The organism is Vreelandella aquamarina, from assembly GCF_900110265.1.
GTDB classification, from domain to species: domain Bacteria; phylum Pseudomonadota; class Gammaproteobacteria; order Pseudomonadales; family Halomonadaceae; genus Vreelandella; species Vreelandella aquamarina.
The window spans coordinates 19,858-38,308 of record NZ_FODB01000036.1 but is presented as its reverse complement, the minus strand read 5'-3'; the positions used below and the strand labels follow the sequence as shown (position 1 = coordinate 38,308).

The following is an 18,451-nucleotide window of genomic DNA, read 5'->3' as shown; positions in this document are numbered from 1 at the left end:
GGCTTAGTCGTTCTTCATGAACCGCCGTGGTACGGAACCGTATGCCCGGTGGTGTGGGAGGGCGCCGGGGGTGACCCCGGCCCCTACCCGATTAACGGCCTGAGTCCGGCCATTCGATGGCTTTTTCCTGGCCGCCGGGCAGCACCTGCCAAAAGCGGTCTGGGTCGTCGCCAGGGTGCCAGCCCCCCAGCGAACAGCGGACTTCCACCTGCAGCGCTTCAGCGGCGTGCTGGGCGCACTCCTGGTCGGTGTGCCACGGAGTGTGTCCGCTATCGAACCAGAGGCTGGCAAAACCATCCGCGGCGTTATCCACCAGCAGCACCGGGACGCTATCGCCCTGATACTGGCCACGGGTTTTCCACTTGCCTTTTCCTGCTGGGCTAAGGGGCGGTGCACTCAGCACGTCAGCCAGCCAGGCGTTAATGTCATCCAGCGTGACCCGCGCCAGATACACTTCGATATCCGGAAACCGCTCCATCATACGCTTACCTCGTCGTTGGTCAGTAGCGCTTGAAGGGTTGCTTCGTAGATGCGGCTCAGCGCATCCAAATCGCTAGCGCGCACGCGCTCGTTCACCTTGTGAATGGTGTCGTTCAGCGGGCCAAGCTCTACCACCTGCGCGCCCAGAGTGGCAATAAAACGGCCATCCGAGGTGCCGCCGCTGGTAGAAAGCGCTGGGCGTTCGCCAGTCACGGCTTCCACGCCACGAATCGCCGCCTCCACTAGCTCACCTTCGGACGTCAGGAACGGTTCGCCATTCAGCGTCCAGTCGATGTGATACTCAAGACCGTGCTGATCCAGAATTGCCTCGGTGCGTGAGCGCAGCTCGTCATGGGTGACTTCCGTGGAGTAGCGGAAGTTGAACACCACCTCTACCTCGCCAGGAATCACATTGGTGGCCCCTGTACCGGCACGCAGATTAGATATCTGAAAGCTGGTTGCAGGGAAGAAGTCGTTGCCAGCATCCCAGTGCTCGTTGACGAGCGCATCCAGGGCGGGCATCGCTTGGTGGATCGGGTTGCGCGCTAAGTGAGGGTAGGCCACATGGCCTTGAATGCCCTTAATATGCAGCACACCGCCCAAAGAGCCACGACGACCGTTTTTGATCACATCGCCTAGGCGAGCAGTAGAGGAGGGCTCGCCAACGATGCAGTAATCCAGGCGGTCATTGCGCTCGCGAAGATGTTCTACCACCGCACGGGTGCCGTCGATGGCCGGGCCTTCCTCATCGGAGGTAATCAAAAACGCAATGCGGCCGTCATGATCAGGATAGCGGGCGACAAAGCGCTCCACCGCGGTGAGCATGGCGGCAAGGCTGCCCTTCATATCAGCCGCGCCGCGCCCGCAGAGCATGCCTTGGTCGTCGATGCAGGGCTCGAAAGGCGGAAATTCCCAGTTAGTGTGTGGCCCGCTGGGCACCACGTCGGTGTGCCCCGCAAACGCCAGCACCGGGCCGTGGTGACCACGAACCGCCCAAAAATTCTTCACATCGCCAAACGGTAGCTGCTCGATATGGAAACCGAGCGCCGTTAAGCGCTCGATCATCAGGTCCTGGCAGCCTTCATCGTCGGGAGTCACCGACGCCCGGCGAAGCAGCTCAAAGGCCAGCTTCAGCGTAGGCGACAGTGAGGCAGGCTCAGTTATGGGCATGCAGCGCCTCGTTCAGCGCAATGGCGCTTTTATTGGTCAGGCACTCGATGCGGCCATTCTGGGAGTTACGGCGCAGCAGTAGGTCGTCTTGGCCTGCCAGCTCGCGGGCGGCAACGGTGTTCACTTCCTGGCCTTGGTCATCCAGCAGCGTCACTTTAGAGCCTGCGGTGATGTAGAGGCCGGCTTCCACGGTGCAACGGTCGCCCAGCGGAATACCGATACCGGCATTGGCGCCAATTAGGCAGCCTTCGCCCACTTTGATGATGATGTTGCCGCCGCCAGAGAGCGTACCCATGGTGGAGCAGCCGCCGCCCAGATCAGAGCCTTTGCCGACCATAACGCCTGCGGAAATGCGCCCTTCGATCATGCCGGGGCCTTCGGTGCCTGCGTTGAAGTTAACAAACCCTTCATGCATGACCGTGGTGCCTTCACCCAGGTAAGCGCCCAAGCGCACACGAGCGGTGTCGCCGATGCGGATGCCGGTGGGCACCACGTAATCGGTCATTTTGGGGAATTTGTCCACGCAGTCGACGGACAGCGTACGGCCAGCGAGGCGCGCCTTCAGGCGGCGCGTGGGCAGCTCTTCGATATCGATGGCGCCTTCGTTGGTCCAGGCGATGTTACGCAGCAGGCCGAACATGCCGGTCAGGTCCAGGCCGTGAGGCTTCACTAAGCGATGCGACAGCAGGTGCAGCTTCAGGTACACCTCAGGGGCGGTTTGCGGCGGCTGGTCGCTCTCCAGGAACATCGCCACCAGCGGGCGCTGGCTAGTGGCCAGCGACTCGGCCAGAGCGGCCTGCTCGGAGTGGCCTGCCGCTTCCAGCGCCTTGGCCAAGCGGGTGCAGTCTTCCGGTAAGAAGCTCACCGGGGCATTGCCCGCCGGTGCATCCAGGGCCTCTTTGGCAGCGGCGACCAGGCTCGCGTCCGGGTTAAGCAGCGGGGCCGGGTAGTAGATTTCCAGCCAGTCGCCCTGGGTGTTTTGGGTGCCGATTCCAAGCGCGAAGCTCAGCATAACGCGTATTCCTTAGAGGTTAGTGAGAGAAAATGAGTGAGAGAAGTCGAGTCAGGGTTAGCCGCTTAGCGTGTCATAGTCGCCGTCACGGTAGCCGATCATGATGGTGCCGTCGTCGAGTTCCAGCAGCGGCCGCTTGAGCAGCGTGGGGTGCTGGAGCAGCAGCTGGCGCGCCGAGTTGGCATCGTAATCTTTCTCTTCGTCAGAAAGATCGCGCCAGGTTTTGCTGCGTTTGTTGATCACCTCAACCAACGGTACGCGATTCAAGATGTGCTCAAGCAGCGCCGCAGAAAGGCCATCTTTACGCAGGTCGTGGGTTTTATACATCAGCGCTTTGTCGTCCAGCGCTTTACGCGCTTTACGGCAGGTGTCGCAGTTATGAATCATGTAGAGCGTTAGCATAGAGCCTCCTTTCGTCGTCTTAAGCGGCGGCGCGTTAGCCGCGCTCGACCAGTTGGCGAAGGCGCTTGGCCGCTTCTAAGGTCGGCTCAAGCTCCGCCACTAACGCTAAGCGTAGCCGACCCGCGCCGGGGTTAAGGCCGTTTTGCCCTGGGCGACCCATCAAGCTGCCGGGCAGTACGCTCACGTGCTGTTCGCTGAATAGCCGCTGGGTAAAGGCGATATCGTCGCCACCCGGCACCGCAGGCCAGAGGTAGAAGCTCGCTTCCGGAGTGGGAAAATCCATCACCGGGGCAAGCACATCCGTCACCGCGCTGAATTTTTCGCGGTAGGCGTCGCGGTTGGCGCGCACGTGGACTTCGTCTTGCCAAGCGGCAATGGAGGCGTGCTGTAGTGGCAGCGACATGGCGCAGCCGTGATAGGTGCGGTAGCGCTTGAACGGGGCGAGTAGGTCGGCATCACCTGCCACGAAACCCGAGCGCAGCCCTGGTAGGTTGGAGCGCTTGGAGAGCGAGTGGAAGACCACGCAGCGGCGGTAGTCATCGCGGCCAAGCTCGGCGCAGGCCTGCAAAAGCCCAGGCGGCGGTGTGTTTTCATCCAGGTAGAGTTCGGAGTAACACTCGTCGGAGGCGATGATGAAGTCGTGCTCATCGGCCAGAGCAATCAGCTGTTTGAACTCGGCCAGCGGCGTGACGGCGCCGGTCGGGTTGCCCGGCGAGCAGATAAACACGATCTGCACATCGCGCCAAGTGTCGGCGCTGACCGCTGCAAAATCGGGGCGGAAGCCGTTCTCGGCGGTGCAGTCCAGGTAGAGCGGCTCGCCGCCTGCCAGCAGCGTGGCGCCTTCGTAAATCTGGTAGAAGGGGTTGGGTACGGCCACTTTTGCGGGGCGGGTGCGGTCCAACGCGGCCTGTACAAAAGCGAAGATGGCTTCGCGAGTGCCGTTCACCGGCAGTACTTGGCGCTCGGCATCCAACCCCGCCAGCTGGAAGCGCTGGGTGGCCCAGGTCGCAATCGCGTCGCGTAGGGCGGGAAGGCCGTTGGTGGCCGGGTAGCGGGCCATCTCTAACTGGTGGGCGATGAGTGCCTCCAGCGCGCCTTGGTAGGGGGCGTGCTGGGGTTCGCCAATCGTCAGCGGAATATGCGCCAGTCCCGCCGGGGGCGTTAGGCTCGCTTTGAGGGCGGCCAGCTTTTCAAACGGATAGGGGTGTAGGGCGTTGAGATCAGGGTTCATGGCGCGTCCGTTGAGAGCTTAAGGGCGGGAACTGTGGGCAAAACCATTTATCGAACCGCCGATTATAGGCAAGCCCTGGTGCAGGCTCAAACCTAACCGAACAAGCAAAACAGCCAATTGCGCTTAGTGGTGCCGAGGGCAGGTTGCTGCGAGGGCGCTGTGAACCCATCCATGGGCGCTACTTTCGCCATCTGACCGCCATGGATGGCGGAAATGCCGGAATGGTATGGAACATATTCCGGCCATGGCGAAAGACCCTCGCTTCAACCAGCCCCCGGCAATCATAGACAGCGCGAGCTTTAAACTCCCAATACCTCAATCAGCCGTTCGCGGAGCTGCTGCTGGCGTTCGGGGTCGGTGAGCGGCTCGCCTGCTTTGGTGGTGATGAAGAAAACGTCTTCAACCCGTTCGCCTAGCGTGGCAATTTTAGCGGCTGAGAGCGAGATATCCTGCTCCATGAAAATGCGCCCTACCCGAGCCAGCAGACCGGGGCGGTCGGGGGCGGTCAGTTCCAGTAGGGTGCGTTCATTGGCCGGATCCTGCTCGATCACCACTTCGGTAGGCACTTTGAAGTGCTTGAGCTGGCGCGGCGTGTGTCGAGTGACGATTTCTGGATAGTCATCCGGGTCATCCAGCTCTTCTACCAAGTGGCTGCGCATCTCTTCGATGCGCTCCGCGTCGCGAATCGGCTGGCCGTGGCTATCCAGCACGATAAAGGTGTTGAGCGTCCAGTCGTTGTGGGAAGTAGCAATGCGGGCATCGTGGATCGAGAGTCCGAGCTGCTCCATGGCGGCAGCAGTGGCGGCGAACAGGTCATCCACCGAGCGGGTGTGGATGAACACTTTGGTGCCGCCTTCGGCCATGTCGGCGGTGGGAGCACTGATCAGCACCAACGGCAGCGGTGACGGCTGGTGGGCCAGAATGCCTTGAGTCTGCCAGACAATTTCGCTGGGTGCGTACTGCAGGAAGTAATCTTCCCCCAGCGACTCCCAGAGCTGGTCTATTTGGCCACTATCGACGCCGACTGTTTGCAGCAGCGAGCGCGCCTCAGTACGGGTTTCGCGCACCCAGTCGTCTCGATCCGGTGGATTTTTCAGCCCACGGCGCAGAGCACGTTTGGTTTCCGCGTGGAGCTGGCGCAAAAGCGATGCCCGCCAGCCGTTCCACAGCGTGGGGTTGGTGGCGTTGATATCGGCAACGGTGAGCACGTAAAGGTAGTCCAGGCGGGTCTCGTCGCGCACGATGAGGGCGAAATCGCGGATCACATCCGGGTCGCTGATATCTCGCTTTTGGGCGGTCATCGACATCAGCAGGTGATGCTCCACCAGCCAACTCACCAGGTTGGTGTCGTGCTGGGAAATATGGTGGCGATGGCAGAACTGTTCGACGTCCCGCGCGCCGATTTCTGAGTGGTCGCCACCACGCCCTTTGCCGATATCGTGGAACAGGCCGGCAATCCACAGCAGGTCCAGCTTAGGCAGCTGATGGATCAGGTTGGCGGCCACCGGGAAGTCGTCCTTTGCCTCGGGCTTGCGGAAGCCGTGCAGAAATTTCAGCAGGCGCAGGGTGTGGGCGTCCACCGTATAGATATGGAACAGATCGTGCTGCATCAGCCCCACCGCGCGGCCGAACTCCGGCAGGTACTTGCCGAGAATGCCGTAGCGGTTCATACGCCGCAGCTGGCGAGGGACGTTACCCGGCGCCCGCATAATGGCCATAAACAGCCGCTGGTGGCGTGGGTCTTCCCGGTAGTGGTCGTCAATTTGGTGGCGGTGGTCACGAATCAGCCGAATAGTATCGGCGCGTACCCCTTCGATTTCCGGATGCTTGGCCATCAGCAGGAAGAGCTCTAGCATGGCCGCCGGGCGCTCGCGGAACAGGTTGCGGGAGCGCGCCTGGATGTAGCCGCCCTTGGTTTCAAAGCGTTCGTTCAGCTTAACGGTTTCCAACGACTCCTTGCCGCGCAAAATCACTTCGTCGAAGTGCTGTAGCAACATATCGTTGAGCCCGGCGAGGGCCGTCACGTGGCGGTAGTAGCGTTTCATGAACTGCTCGACCGCGAGTCTCTCGGGGGTATCCCTAAAGCCAAACATCTCGGCAATGGTGCGCTGGTGATCAAACAGCAGGCGGTCTTCGGCACGGCCTGTGAGCATATGCAGGGCGTAGCGCACCTGCCAAAGAAACGCCTGGCCCTGGCTGAGAATGCGCAGCTCCGCGTCATTCATAAAGCCGTTGGCGACAATATCGGTGTACTGCTCGGTGCCGAAGTGACGCTTAGCCACCCAGCCAATCATCTGGATATCCCGCAGGCCACCGGGGGAGCTTTTTAAGTTGGGCTCCAGGTGGTACTCGGAGTTGTTGTAGCGGTAGTGGCGAGCAATTTGCTCTTGCCACTTGGCTTCAAAAAAGCGGTCGGCGGGCCACAGGTTCGGGGTGCTCAGGCGCTCGCGCATCTTCTCACGCAGACTTTCCGGCCCGGCAATGAGGCGCGACTCCAGCAGGTTGGTAATCACTGTGACGTCTGCTTCGGCTTCCCGCTCGCAGTCGTTGAGCGAGCGAACGCTGTGGCCAATCTCCAGGCCGATATCCCAGAGGAAGGTGATAAAAGCGCTCAGCGGCTCCCGGTAGGGGGTATCGTCGTCGTGCTCAAGCAGCAAGAGCAGATCAATATCCGAATGGGGATGCAGTTCACCACGCCCGTAGCCGCCCACGGCCACCAGCGCAACGCCGTCATCGGGCCAAGCATGCTGCGCCCAGGCAATGGCGAGAAGCTGGTCGAGATACCACGCCCGACCGCGTACCAAGTCGCGAATATCGCTACCGGCGCGAAAGCGTTCATCCAGGCGTGCTTGGATTTCCCGCAGCGCGGCTTTAAACGGGGCGATAGGAGAGCGCGACCCGGCAAGCTCGGTGCGAAACAGGTCTAGATCGAAAAGCGACGTGTCCGGCTCGAACCGGTAGTGGTGAAGAAGCATCAGGCGTTCAGAAAGCTAAAGTCTTCGTCGCTGCGCGCAGTGAGCACGTCAACGCCGGTGTCGGTGACCAGTAGGGTGTGTTCCCACTGGGCCGAAAGGCTGCGGTCTTTGGTGACGGCAGTCCAGCCGTCGCGCAGCACTTTGGTTTTGTAGCCGCCCACGTTAATCATCGGCTCGATGGTGAAGCACATGCCCGCTTCTAGGCGGATGTCGGCATCCGGTGCATAGCCGTCGTAGTGCAGGAACTGCGGGTCTTCGTGGAAGTCCGCGCCAATGCCGTGGCCGCAGAAATCACGTACCACCGAGTAACCATGGGCTTCGGCGTGCTGCTGAATCACACGGGCAAGCTCAGAAAGACGCACGCCGGGTTTCACCAGCGCAATGCTTTTATATAGGCACTCTTGGGTGATGCGGCACAGCCGTTCGCCCTGAATGGTGTCGCCCACCACGAACATCACGCTGGAGTCGCCGTGATAGCCATCCGGTGTGCGCACGGTGATATCCAGGTTCATGATGTCGCCGTTTTTGAGCTTTTTGGCGTCATCGGGGATGCCGTGGCACACCACGTGGTTGATGGAGGTACAGGTTGCTTTGGGAAAGCCGTGGTAGTTCAGCGGTGCCGGTGTCGAGCCCAGCTCGTTAACAATGTACTCGTGGCACAGACGGTCGATCTCGCCAGTGCTAATGCCCGCTTTAACGTGGGGAGTGATCATTTCGATAACGCTGGCCGCCTGGCGACCGGCTTCGCGCATTTTCTCGATTTCAGAAGGCGTCTTAATAGGAACGTTCATGAATTCTCGATGTGGCTTCTGGGTAAGTGATGGGTCGCAAATGAAAATGCCGAAACGCGGCTGCGACTTCATCTTGGCAATGATCTATGGTATAAAGCCGCGCGCTTTCCTGCAATCGCCATCCAATGCTTCTATACTGGCTGGCGCTACGCGAAAGGGCAACGAGATCGCAACGCAGCACCGCTGGGTTGCACAACAGCAAGCCTTGAAAACACACATGCACCGGCACATGGTCCCGGGTGCCTTTAGCGACGTTTAACGACGCTACTGGTCGGATCCATGGGGTGCGTGGAGGCCTAACCCGAGTTTCAGGAGTTTTACCATGTCTCACGTTAATATGCGTGACCTGCTGAAAGCAGGTGCTCACTTCGGTCACCAAACCAAGTACTGGAATCCGAAGATGGGCAAATACATCTTCGGCGCGCGCAACAAGATTCACATCATCAACCTCGAGCACACCCTGCCGGCGCTGAACGAAGCGATCGACGTGGTCGAGAAGATGGCGGCATCCAACAACAAAATTCTGTTTGTTGGCACCAAGCGCAGCGCTAGCAAGATCATCAAAGAAGAAGCGAATCGCGTTGGCCAGCCGTTCGTCAACCATCGCTGGTTGGGCGGCATGCTGACCAACTTCAAGACCATTCGTCAGTCCATCAAACGGCTGCGTGATCTGGAAGTGATGCGCGAAGACGGCACCTTCGAGAAGCTGACCAAGAAAGAAGTCTTGATGGCAACGCGTGAGCAAGAGAAGCTTGAGCGTTCTATCGGTGGTATCAAGAACATGGGCGGCCTGCCGGACGCACTGTTTGTGATCGACGTTGACCACGAGCGCATCGCGATTAACGAAGCCAACAAGCTGGGTATCCCGGTTATTGGCGTGGTAGATACCAACTCTAACCCAGATGGCGTTGATTACGTGATCCCGGGTAACGATGACTCCATCCGCGCTATCCAGATCTACGTGAAGGCGATTGCCGACGCGTGTGGCCGCGCGAAAGAAGGTCGTCCGGACGAGTTCGTCGAAGTGACTGAAGAAGCCGCTTCCGCCGACACAAGCGCAGCTGCCGAGTAAGGCTGCAGTGGTGCGGCGGGCAGGTTGAGCCGCATCGTGTTAAGAGGGGGCCTTATGCCCCCTTTTTCCCGCTTTGAGTTCGCTCAGGCGGGCCGATCATGCCGGATGAATGCCGGCAAGCGCTCTGCACAGTGATACGCAACGGTCATCTATCGTGCTTATACTCTGTAGCGCGTTTAACTCTCAGTTAGAACCATTTCCGAGGTGAAATCTCATGGCAGCTATCAGCGCCTCTCAGGTTAAGGAACTGCGCGAACGTACCGGTCTTGGCATGATGGAGTGTAAAAAAGCACTCACCGAAGCCGACGGTGACATCGAAGTCGCGATCGAAAACCTGCGTAAAAGCTCTGGTCTTAAAGCCGCGAAAAAAGCGGGTCGTACCGCTGCAGAAGGTGCGGTTGTTACTCGTGTAGCAGACGATGGCAGCTACGGCGTAATGGTCGAAATCAACTCTGAAACCGATTTCGTTGCCCGTGACGACAACTTCATCGACTTCGCCAACAAGATTGCTGATGCGTTCTTTGCGGCGAAAAACGAAGACGTTGCAGCGGTGATGGCGGGTGACCTTGAGTCCGCTCGTGAGCAGCTGGTTCAGAAAATCGGCGAAAACATCGGCGTGCGTCGTGCCGTGGTCGTGAATGCCGTTGAAGGTGGTCTGGTGGGCGAATACGTTCACGGTGGCCGTATTGGCGTTCTGACCGTTCTGAAAGGCGGCACCAGCGAAGCAGCCAAAGATGTTGCGATGCACGTAGCGGCGATCAACCCGGCGGTTGCGCATCCTGAAGAGATGCCGCAAGAGCAGCTGGACAAAGAGAAGGCAATCATCCTGGCCCAGCCGGACATGGCCGGTAAGCCCGAGCAAATCGCTGAGAAGATGGTTCAAGGCCGCCTGAAGAAGTACCTGGCCGAGAACAGCCTGACCGAGCAGCCGTTTGTTAAAGACCCGAACCAGTCCGTTGCTGAATTCGTCAAAGCCGCCGGTGGTGAAGTGGTTAGCTTCACTCGCTTTGAAGTGGGCGAAGGCATCGAGAAAGAAGAAGTCGACTTCGCTAAAGAAGTCATGGAACAGGCTGGCCGTCGCTAAGGTCAGAGGTTCTAGTAAGAAGATGGCGTGCGCGCGAGCGCACGCCTTCGTGTATCCGGCCCCTGTGAAATAATACAGGTGCCACCTCGCCCACCTGTGCCCAGGTCTGCCTCAGGAGAGATGCCATGTCACGTGATATTCAAGAGTCTACCCCCACTGCTGCCCCCAAAATCGATAAGTCAAAGTCAAAATACAAGCGTATTTTGCTGAAGCTATCGGGCGAAGCGCTGATGGGTGAGCACGATTTTGGTATTGATCCAAAAGTGCTGGATCGTATGGCGCTTGAGATCGGCCAGCTGGTCGGTATTGGCGTACAGGTCGGTATTGTGATTGGTGGTGGTAACCTGTTCCGTGGTGCGGCGTTGAACGAAGCCGGCATGGATCGGGTCACGGGTGACCACATGGGAATGCTGGCAACGGTGATGAATGCCCTCGCCATGCGTGATGCTCTGGAGCGCTCTAATATTCGCTCGCGGGTGATGTCAGCGATTCCCATGAGCGGTGTGGTGGAGCACTATGACCGCCGCACTGCCATCCGTTATTTAACGTCTGGCGACGTGGTGCTGTTCTCTGCTGGCACCGGTAACCCTTTCTTTACCACCGACTCTGCTGCTTGTTTGCGCGGCATTGAAGTGGATGTAGACGTTGTCATCAAGGCCACCAAGGTGGACGGCGTGTACAATAAGGACCCGGTGAAGCACCCCGACGCCGTAAAATACGACCAGCTCTCCTATGACGACGCTCTGGATCAGAAACTGGGCGTAATGGATTTGACCGCAATCTGCCTGGTACGTGACCATGATATGCCGGTGCGGGTATTTGATATGAACAAGCCTGGTGCCCTGCTCAACCTCGTGGTTGGGGGCAAGGAAGGCACGCTGATAGACAGAGGGTAACAACGTGATCAACGACATCAAGAAAGATGCAGAGTCTCGCATGAAGAAGAGCGTTGAGGCGCTGCACAGCAACTTCAACAAGATCCGCACGGGTCGCGCTCACCCCAGCATCCTGGATGCCGTGACCGTTGAGTATTACGGTGGCCAAGTGCCGCTGAACCAAGTGGCTTCTGTCAACGTTGAAGACGCCCGTACCCTGGCGGTGGCTCCTTGGGAGCAGTCCATGGTGGCTAAAATCGAAAAAGCGATCATGACCTCTGACTTGGGCCTCAACCCCTCAAGCGCAGGCAACGTGATTCGTGTACCGATGCCGATGCTGACTGAAGAGACACGCAAGGGCTACATTAAGCAGGCACGTAGCGAGGCAGAAAACGCGCGCGTGGCTGTGCGTAACGTTCGTCGTGATGCTAACGGTGATTTCAAATCCTTGCTTAAGGATAAAGAGATTACCGAGGACGATCAGCGCCAGGGCGAAGACGAAATCCAGAAGCTGACCGATAAATATATCGCTGAGATCGATAAGGCACTTGCCGCAAAAGAACAGGATCTCATGCAGGTTTAGTGATTGTTGTGAACATCACTGCCTGCGTTCACTTAGCCACGGGTAGCTCAGCTGCCCGTGGGCCATCGCTTGGCTTACTTATGACTGATCTTTGGTGCGAGAACCCATGACGTCTCCGCAGCTTCCCCAAGAGCAGCCGGGCGGCACGACGCTTTCTCGATCCGAGGAAGCACTGCCGTCTCATGTTGCTATCATTATGGATGGTAACAACCGCTGGGCGCGGGCACGTGGGCTTTCGGGAGTGCGCGGCCACCGCGCCGGTGTCGAAGCCGTGAGAGCGGTGATTGAGCGTGCGGTCGAGCGAGGCGTGCAAACGCTGAGCCTGTTCGCCTTCTCCAGTGAGAACTGGAAACGTCCTGCCGCTGAGGTGAATGCGCTGATGGAGCTGTTTTTGATGGCGCTTAAACGCGAAGTCAAAAAGCTTAATGAGCGCAATATCCGTCTGTCGATTATTGGCGAACAGCGTGGCTTTTCCCCCGCGATTCAAAAGCATATTCAGCGCGCCGAAGCGCTGACCGCCGAGAACACGGGCATGCATCTGGTGATTGCCGCGAACTACGGCGGCCAGTGGGACATCGCCCGCGCCGCCCGCCAGCTCGCCGAGCAGGTGGCTACCGGAAAGCTGGCGCCCGAGGCCATCGACGAAGCGCGTTTGGATGCGGCCATGAACACCGATCAAGTACCGCCGGTGGATCTGTGCATCCGTACCAGCGGCGAGCAGCGGCTCTCGAACTTTATGTTATGGCAGCTGGCCTATGCCGAGCTGCACTTTTCGCCCTTGTTATGGCCAGATTTTGATGGGGCGGCCTTCGACAAAGCGCTCGATGATTTCTGCTTACGACGTCGCCGTTTTGGCATGACCGACGAACAAATAGAGGCGCAAGGTGCTTAAACAGCGGATGATCACCGCAGCCTGGTTAGCTCCTGTCACGCTAATTGGTCTGTTTGGATTACAGGGAGGTGCCTTTGCGCTGTTTACAGCGCTGATCGTGCTGTTAGGTACCTGGGAATGGACCAACTTGGCGGGCGTTATCGTCTCGCGCACGCGCCTGGCGCTGGTGGCCGGTATGGCGGTGCTCATGGCCCTGCTGTGGCTGAGCGGCGCTGCCTTTGCAGTTTGGCCGTTGTGGCTGGCCGCCGCTGGCTGGTTGCTGAACCTTTACTGGGTGACGCGCTACCCGGAAAGCAGTCAGCAGTGGCAAGCCACTTCACGCCGTCTACTCATGGGCGTTTGGGTACTGCTGCCGTGCTGGGTAGGTTTTAACGTGCTGCGTGATAGCGGGGCGGTGTGGCTTCTGTTTGTGATGCTGCTGGTATGGACGGCAGACATTGGCGCCTACTTTGCTGGTCGCCGCTGGGGTAAGCGCAAATTAGCCCCGCGGGTTAGTCCAGGCAAGTCCTGGGAGGGCGTGTATGGAGGGCTTGCTGCCACGATGCTGCTAGCCCTACTGTTTGCCCTTTGGCAGCCCCTTGGAGTGATGGGGGGCGTGGCGCTGATCGTGATTACCGCAGTGGTGACGCTGACTTCAGTGCTTGGCGACCTGTTTGAAAGTATGTTGAAACGCTACCGTAATATTAAAGACTCCAGCCAGCTGCTGCCGGGTCATGGTGGTGTGCTGGACCGTATCGATAGTCTCACCGCAGCCATCCCCATCTTTGCGCTGTTGTATCTGCAGGTACTATCACTTCAGGTGAGCGCGCTATGAGTCACGTCTCGGTTCAGTCGGTCACTGTGCTCGGTGCCACCGGTTCCATCGGTAAAAGCACCTTGGATGTCATCGCGCGCCATCCGGAGCGTTACCGCGTCTATGCCCTAACGGCGCATACCTCAAAAGAGGCGCTGCTTGACCAGTGTAAAGCGCACTCTCCCCGGTTTGCCGTGTTGGATGACGTCGCAGATGCCCAATGGTTGCAGCAAGCGCTCCGCCAAGCAGGCTCCAACACTGTGGCGCTGGCGGGGGAGGATGCGCTGTGCGAGGTCGCCCAAGCGCCTGAGGTCGACACCGTGATGGCGGCGATTGTCGGGGCGGCAGGCCTGTTGCCGTCGCTGGCAGCAGCCGAAGCCGGTAAGCGCGTGCTATTGGCCAATAAGGAGGCCCTGGTGATGAGCGGGGCGCTGTTTATGGATGCCGTGGCACGCTCCGGGGCGACGCTGTTGCCGATCGATTCTGAACATAATGCCATCTACCAGTGTCTACCCAGCGAGCATCGCGGCGGATTAGCCAAACACGGCGTGCGTCAGCTGCTTCTAACCGCATCGGGCGGGCCGTTTCGCGGCTGGTCGGCTGCCGATATTGCTAACGTAACACCAGAGCAGGCCTGCGCTCATCCTAACTGGTCCATGGGGCGTAAAATCTCCGTAGATAGCGCCACGCTGATGAATAAAGGACTCGAATTAATCGAAGCGTGCTGGCTGTTTGATGCCACACCCGAGCAGATTCAGGTCGTTGTTCACCCGCAAAGCGTTATCCACTCTATGGCAGCCTATAACGACGGCTCTGTGATTGCTCAGTTGGGTAATCCCGATATGCGCACACCGATTGCCTATGGGCTTGCTTGGCCAGAGCGCATTGATGCCGGCGTGGAAACGCTAGATCTGTTCCAAGTTGCGCGGCTCGATTTTGAAGCCCCGGATGAAACGCGCTTCCCCTGCCTGCGACTAGCCCGAGAGGCGATGCAGGCAGGTGGGGCCGCTCCGGCGGTGCTTAACGCTGCTAATGAAGTTGCTGTTGAGGCATTTTTAGCGGGGAACATCGCGTTTGGTGCGATTCCGGATGTTGTCGCGAAGGTGATGGCCCTGCCGTATCCCGGTCAGGCGGATTCACTTGAACGCGTGCTTGCTGCGGACCGCTGGGCGCGAGAACAAGCCGCGCACACCATACGCCAGTTAACCGCTTAGCCTCAGCTATTGTTGAGCAGCGTGTCGTGCAAAGGAGCAAAAAGTGGGCCTGATACAGAATATCTTAGCCGTCATCGTGGTGCTGGGGCTGCTGGTGACCTTTCACGAGTTTGGTCACTTTTGGGTTGCACGCCGCTGCGGCGTCAAGGTGTTGCGCTTCTCCGTAGGGTTTGGCAAGCCGCTGTGGTCAACAATTGATCGCCATGGCACCGAGTTTGCGGTGGCGGCCATTCCATTGGGCGGCTACGTCAAAATGCTCGACGAGCGTGAAGCGCCGGTACCGGAAGAGCAGCTAGACCAAGCGTTTAATCGTAAAACCGTTTGGCAACGTATTGCTATTGTGGCCGCGGGCCCCATCGCCAATTTCCTGCTGGCTATTGTGGCCTACTGGGCGCTGTTTGTGGCGGGTACAACCACCGTAGCGCCAATAGTTGGCGATATTACGCCTAACTCCCCAGCCGCAGAGGCGGGGTTGGAGCAGGGGAGTGAAATTACCGCGATTCAGGGCGATGCAATGCGCTCCTGGGAAGAGATTAATTTAAAGCTGGTCTCCATGATTGGCTTCAGCGGTGATTTAACTATTGAGGCAGTGCCGGAAGGCGCTAGCGCCACCCGCAGCTATCAACTGCCGCTTAACAACTACATGGTTCGCCAGGATCCGCCACAGCCGCTGCAGAGCCTTGGCTTCTCGCCCTGGCGACCCGATGTGCCCGCCGTGCTTGGCCAAGTGGTGGATGGGCAAGCCGCCGCTGAAGCCGGGCTTCAAGCAGGGGATCGCATCGTCGCCCTTAACGGTGAGCCCATTAATGACTGGATGCAGTTTGTCGCGGTGATCCGCGATAGCGCAGGCGAGACACTGAGCGTTGGTTATCAGCGTAATGGCGAAGCAGGAACGCTTTCGCTCACGCCAAGACGTAATACGCTGGAGAGTGGTGCCGAGGTTGGGTACATTGGTGCCGGTGCAGCGCCGTTTAGCTGGCCTGAGTCGCTGCAGCGCGAAATTCGCTATGGGCCGATTGAATCGGTTGGACAAGCGCTGTCGCGCACCGGTGAAATGGTGCTGCTGACGGTCGACGCCATTCGCAAAATGTTAGTGGGGTTAATTTCGCCCTCTAACCTATCGGGGCCGATCACGATTGCGCAAATTTCCGGAGACTCTGCGCGTGCTGGGGTAGAAGCCTTCGTTGGTTTTTTAGCGTATCTTTCGATTAGTTTAGGTGTACTGAATTTGCTGCCCATTCCCGTGCTCGACGGCGGTCATTTGCTTTACTATTTTGTCGAGGTCGTACGTGGGCGGCCGGTATCTGAGCAGACACAAGCGATAGGGCTGCGCATCGGACTTGCCATGGTTGGCACCCTGATGCTGATGGCGCTCTATTTTGATTTGATGCGCCTGTGGTAATAACGCGTGTAGCGCGCAGGATGCCTTGTCATCTGCCTGCACAAATGTATATGGTGCCTGTCTTAACCGACGGGCAGACCAACGCGAGCGAATTGACTGCATGAAAATCAAGACCCTTGGAATGGCGGCACTCTTGCTGGTAGGCGCCAGCGGCGCCCAAGCACAATCCTTTGACGTTTCAGACATTCGTGTGGAAGGACTGCAGCGGGTTTCCGCCGCCTCGGTCTTTAATGCGTTCCCCGTCAGCGCTAATGACCGCGTGGACGAGCAGCAGCTAGCCGCTGCCGCCCGCGATCTGTTCGCTACTGGACTGTTTGAAGATGTCTCGCTGGCCCGGGAGGGCGACGTGCTGGTGATCCAAGTGGTCGAGCGGCCAACCATCGCGCGCTTGAACATCGAAGGCAACGACCAGATTTCGGACGAAGACCTGCGCAACGGCCTGCGTGAGTCGGGCCTGTCGGAAGGTCAGGTACTGCAACTCTCTACCCTTGACGAGATTGAGCGCGAGCTTGAGGGCGTGTATCAGGCTCAGGGTCGCTACAGCGCTGGCATTAATGTTGAGGTGGAAGAGATTGATGAGGGCCGGGTCCAGGTCAGCATCGATATCAATGAAGGTGAAGTCGCCAAGATCCGACAGATCAATATCGTCGGTAACCAGGATTTCGACGATGAAACCCTGCGTGAAGTGTTCGAGCTAAACGACCGCCCTGGCCGTATCTTCGGCTGGTTCTCGAAAGATGAGTACTCCCGAGAAGCGCTCTCTGGTGATATCGAACGCCTACGCTCGTTCTATCTTGACCGTGGCTACGTCAACTTTGATGTTACTTCTACGCAAGTCTCTATCGGCCCTGAAAAGTCAGAAATCTTTATCACCCTGAATATTGATGAAGGCAACCAGTATCGCGTGGGCGATATTCGTTTCGCTGGCGACCTTCAAATCAGCGAGAACGAAGCTCGTAATCTGCTGGAAATCAGCAGTGGTGATATTTTCTCTCGCGGAGAGGTGAACGCCTCCACAGAAGCATTGCGCCAGCGTTTAGGCGCCGAGGGCTTTGCCTTTGCCGATGTGCAGGGTGTCCCTGAAATGGCCGATGACGGTGAAACCGTCGATTTGGTCATTGCCGTTAATCCCGGCCAGCGGGCCTATGTTCGCCGCATCGAGTTCTACGGCAATACCACGACACAGGATGAAGTACTGCGTCGGGAAATGATTCAGCTAGAGGGCGCGCCTGCCTCCACCGAGTCTATTACCCAGTCGCGTCAGCGCCTGGAGCGGCTTGGCTTCTTCAGCCAGGTGGAAGTCGACACTCAGCCCGTACCGGGGCAGCCCGACCTGCTGGATGTCACCTACAACGTGGAAGAGCAGCCTTCCGGCTCCATCTCGGCCAGTGTCGGTTTTTCTCAAAGTGCCGGGGTGATTTATGGGGTAAGTCTAGCCCAGAATAACTTCCTGGGTACTGGTAATCGTGTCAACGTTGGTGCCCAGCGCAGTGACATCTTTACCAGTGTCAACTTTGCCTTTACCGACCCTTACTGGACGCTAGATGGTATTTCCCGCGGATATAACCTGTTTTACCGGAAAACCGACTATGCCAACTCGAATATCTCGAATATCTCGACGTTCTCGACCAATGCTTACGGTGCCGGTATCAACTTCGGCTACCCCATCAGCGAGCTGTCTCGCCTGAATTTTGATGCCAGCGTTGAAGATGTGACGGTGAAAACCTACTTTGACACCGCCTCTGAGATTCGCCGCTATGTAGAAGACCAAGGTGAGAATGCCCAAAGTCTCAAGCTAACGGCAAGCTGGACGCGTAATAACCTTAACCGTGGGATTATGCCCACCGCCGGTAACTACCAGCGCGTATCGCTTGAAACCGGCGTGCCAGGCAGCGATGCAGAGTACTACAAGCTTCGGGCCCGTGCTCAGCAGCTATTCCCGATTAACGATGACGAAACCTGGGCGCTGAAGTTTAGCGGTAACTTAGGCTATGCCGACACCCTAGGCAGTAATGACCCTTATCCGTTCTATGAGAACTTCTACGCGGGTGGTTTAGGCTCGGTGCGTGGCTTTACCTATAACACTTTGGGCGAGCGAACCACCCCTGCCCGCGAGGGTGGTCGTGACCGGACGATGGGCGGTAACGTTCTGGTAGAAGGTTCTGCGGAAGTGCTCTTCCCCATGCCGTTCGTCGAGAACCAGCGCTCGGTACAGCCTACGCTGTTCCTGGATGCGGGTAATACCTTCTTAAGCTCGTGCTACGATGTGCTGGAGGCAGACGCAGGACGTCAGCAGTGCAGCTCTGGCGTTGATCTGGGTGAGCTGCGCTACAGTGTTGGTATTGGCCTCTCCTGGCTAACCCCTGTCGGCCCGCTGACCTTCAGCGTGGCTGAGCCACTGAACGACGAAAGTGGTGACGATACGCAGTTCTTCCAGTTCTCGCTGGGTCAAACGTTCTAATTTAAGGAGTCTCG

General features: G+C 58.3%; 16 protein-coding genes. 9 read left to right on the top strand and 7 right to left on the bottom strand.

All coding sequences use genetic code 11. From position 1 onward, the window contains the following. Positions 1 to 91 precede the first annotated feature (91 nt). The 7 genes from BMY49_RS11065 to map form a co-directional block, all read right to left on the bottom strand. Positions 92 to 481 carry a hypothetical protein gene (locus BMY49_RS11065; protein ID WP_044629731.1) on the bottom strand — a complete coding sequence of 130 codons (390 nt, stop codon included), beginning with the start codon at positions 479 to 481 and terminating at the stop codon, positions 92 to 94. Beyond that, on the bottom strand, positions 478 to 1,650 hold the full coding sequence (dapE, locus tag BMY49_RS11060) for a succinyl-diaminopimelate desuccinylase (protein WP_044629730.1): 1,173 nt from the start codon (positions 1,648 to 1,650) through the stop codon (positions 478 to 480). Before dapE ends, BMY49_RS11065 begins: the two co-directional genes overlap by 4 nt. Next, complete coding sequence (gene dapD, locus BMY49_RS11055; RefSeq protein WP_044629729.1) at positions 1,637 to 2,662, bottom strand: 2,3,4,5-tetrahydropyridine-2,6-dicarboxylate N-succinyltransferase; 1,026 nt, start codon at positions 2,660 to 2,662, stop codon at positions 1,637 to 1,639. The genes dapE and dapD overlap by 14 nt, the downstream gene beginning before the upstream one ends. Positions 2,663 to 2,719: 57 nt before the next feature. Continuing rightward, a complete protein-coding gene (locus tag BMY49_RS11050) occupies positions 2,720 to 3,064 on the bottom strand; it encodes a Spx/MgsR family RNA polymerase-binding regulatory protein (RefSeq protein WP_044629728.1) in 345 nt (114 codons plus the stop codon). Between the two features lie 34 nt (positions 3,065 to 3,098). Then, positions 3,099 to 4,295: a succinyldiaminopimelate transaminase gene (dapC, locus tag BMY49_RS11045; RefSeq protein ID WP_089675585.1), complete on the bottom strand. Its 1,197-nt coding sequence runs from the start codon at positions 4,293 to 4,295 to the stop codon at positions 3,099 to 3,101. 299 nt (positions 4,296 to 4,594) lie between these two features. Continuing rightward, positions 4,595 to 7,270: a [protein-PII] uridylyltransferase gene (locus BMY49_RS11040; protein ID WP_089675584.1), complete on the bottom strand. Its 2,676-nt coding sequence runs from the start codon at positions 7,268 to 7,270 to the stop codon at positions 4,595 to 4,597. Further along, positions 7,270 to 8,061, bottom strand: a complete 792-nt coding sequence (map, locus tag BMY49_RS11035; RefSeq protein ID WP_062360004.1) for a type I methionyl aminopeptidase — start codon at positions 8,059 to 8,061, stop codon at positions 7,270 to 7,272. The genes BMY49_RS11040 and map overlap by 1 nt, the downstream gene beginning before the upstream one ends. A 322-nt stretch (positions 8,062 to 8,383) precedes the next feature. On the opposite strand from map, the gene rpsB reads away from it, so the two are divergent. The 9 genes from rpsB (at position 8,384) to bamA (ending at position 18,437) form a co-directional block, all read left to right on the top strand. Beyond that, positions 8,384 to 9,133 carry a 30S ribosomal protein S2 gene (rpsB, locus tag BMY49_RS11025; RefSeq protein ID WP_044629723.1) on the top strand — a complete coding sequence of 250 codons (750 nt, stop codon included), beginning with the start codon at positions 8,384 to 8,386 and terminating at the stop codon, positions 9,131 to 9,133. A 214-nt stretch (positions 9,134 to 9,347) separates the two neighbouring features. Then, positions 9,348 to 10,217: a translation elongation factor Ts gene (gene tsf / locus BMY49_RS11020; RefSeq protein ID WP_044629722.1), complete on the top strand. Its 870-nt coding sequence runs from the start codon at positions 9,348 to 9,350 to the stop codon at positions 10,215 to 10,217. A gap of 125 nt (positions 10,218 to 10,342) precedes the next feature. Continuing rightward, positions 10,343 to 11,113: a UMP kinase gene (gene pyrH, locus BMY49_RS11015; protein WP_062360000.1), complete on the top strand. Its 771-nt coding sequence runs from the start codon at positions 10,343 to 10,345 to the stop codon at positions 11,111 to 11,113. Between the two features lie 4 nt (positions 11,114 to 11,117). After that, on the top strand, positions 11,118 to 11,675 hold the full coding sequence (frr, locus tag BMY49_RS11010; protein WP_044629720.1) for a ribosome recycling factor: 558 nt from the start codon (positions 11,118 to 11,120) through the stop codon (positions 11,673 to 11,675). A gap of 106 nt (positions 11,676 to 11,781) precedes the next feature. Next, the gene (uppS, locus tag BMY49_RS11005; protein ID WP_089675583.1) at positions 11,782 to 12,567 is read left to right on the top strand and encodes a polyprenyl diphosphate synthase; all 786 of its coding nucleotides are present in this window, start codon (positions 11,782 to 11,784) and stop codon (positions 12,565 to 12,567) included. Beyond that, complete coding sequence (locus tag BMY49_RS11000) at positions 12,560 to 13,381, top strand: phosphatidate cytidylyltransferase (RefSeq protein WP_044629718.1); 822 nt, start codon at positions 12,560 to 12,562, stop codon at positions 13,379 to 13,381. The genes uppS and BMY49_RS11000 overlap by 8 nt, the downstream gene beginning before the upstream one ends. After that, positions 13,378 to 14,574, top strand: a complete 1,197-nt coding sequence (gene ispC, locus BMY49_RS10995; protein WP_044629717.1) for a 1-deoxy-D-xylulose-5-phosphate reductoisomerase — start codon at positions 13,378 to 13,380, stop codon at positions 14,572 to 14,574. The genes BMY49_RS11000 and ispC overlap by 4 nt, the downstream gene beginning before the upstream one ends. A gap of 43 nt (positions 14,575 to 14,617) precedes the next feature. Next, positions 14,618 to 15,976 (top strand): RIP metalloprotease RseP, encoded by a 1,359-nt coding sequence (rseP, locus tag BMY49_RS10990; protein WP_062373300.1) that lies wholly within the window; start codon positions 14,618 to 14,620, stop codon positions 15,974 to 15,976. Between the two features lie 100 nt (positions 15,977 to 16,076). After that, positions 16,077 to 18,437, top strand: a complete 2,361-nt coding sequence (gene bamA / locus BMY49_RS10985; protein WP_371827827.1) for an outer membrane protein assembly factor BamA — start codon at positions 16,077 to 16,079, stop codon at positions 18,435 to 18,437. Positions 18,438 to 18,451 lie beyond the last annotated feature (14 nt).

Coding starts and splice junctions, on each gene's coding strand:
- BMY49_RS11065 (WP_044629731.1), bottom strand. CDS start 481: ATGATGGAGCGGTTTCCGGATATCGAAGTGTATCTGGCGCGGGTCACG.
- dapE (WP_044629730.1), bottom strand. CDS start 1,650: ATGCCCATAACTGAGCCTGCCTCACTGTCGCCTACGCTGAAGCTGGCC.
- dapD (WP_044629729.1), bottom strand. CDS start 2,662: ATGCTGAGCTTCGCGCTTGGAATCGGCACCCAAAACACCCAGGGCGAC.
- BMY49_RS11050 (WP_044629728.1), bottom strand. CDS start 3,064: ATGCTAACGCTCTACATGATTCATAACTGCGACACCTGCCGTAAAGCG.
- dapC (WP_089675585.1), bottom strand. CDS start 4,295: ATGAACCCTGATCTCAACGCCCTACACCCCTATCCGTTTGAAAAGCTG.
- BMY49_RS11040 (WP_089675584.1), bottom strand. CDS start 7,270: ATGCTTCTTCACCACTACCGGTTCGAGCCGGACACGTCGCTTTTCGAT.
- map (WP_062360004.1), bottom strand. CDS start 8,061: ATGAACGTTCCTATTAAGACGCCTTCTGAAATCGAGAAAATGCGCGAA.
- rpsB (WP_044629723.1), top strand. CDS start 8,384: ATGTCTCACGTTAATATGCGTGACCTGCTGAAAGCAGGTGCTCACTTC.
- tsf (WP_044629722.1), top strand. CDS start 9,348: ATGGCAGCTATCAGCGCCTCTCAGGTTAAGGAACTGCGCGAACGTACC.
- pyrH (WP_062360000.1), top strand. CDS start 10,343: ATGTCACGTGATATTCAAGAGTCTACCCCCACTGCTGCCCCCAAAATC.
- uppS (WP_089675583.1), top strand. CDS start 11,782: ATGACGTCTCCGCAGCTTCCCCAAGAGCAGCCGGGCGGCACGACGCTT.
- ispC (WP_044629717.1), top strand. CDS start 13,378: ATGAGTCACGTCTCGGTTCAGTCGGTCACTGTGCTCGGTGCCACCGGT.
- bamA (WP_371827827.1), top strand. CDS start 16,077: ATGAAAATCAAGACCCTTGGAATGGCGGCACTCTTGCTGGTAGGCGCC.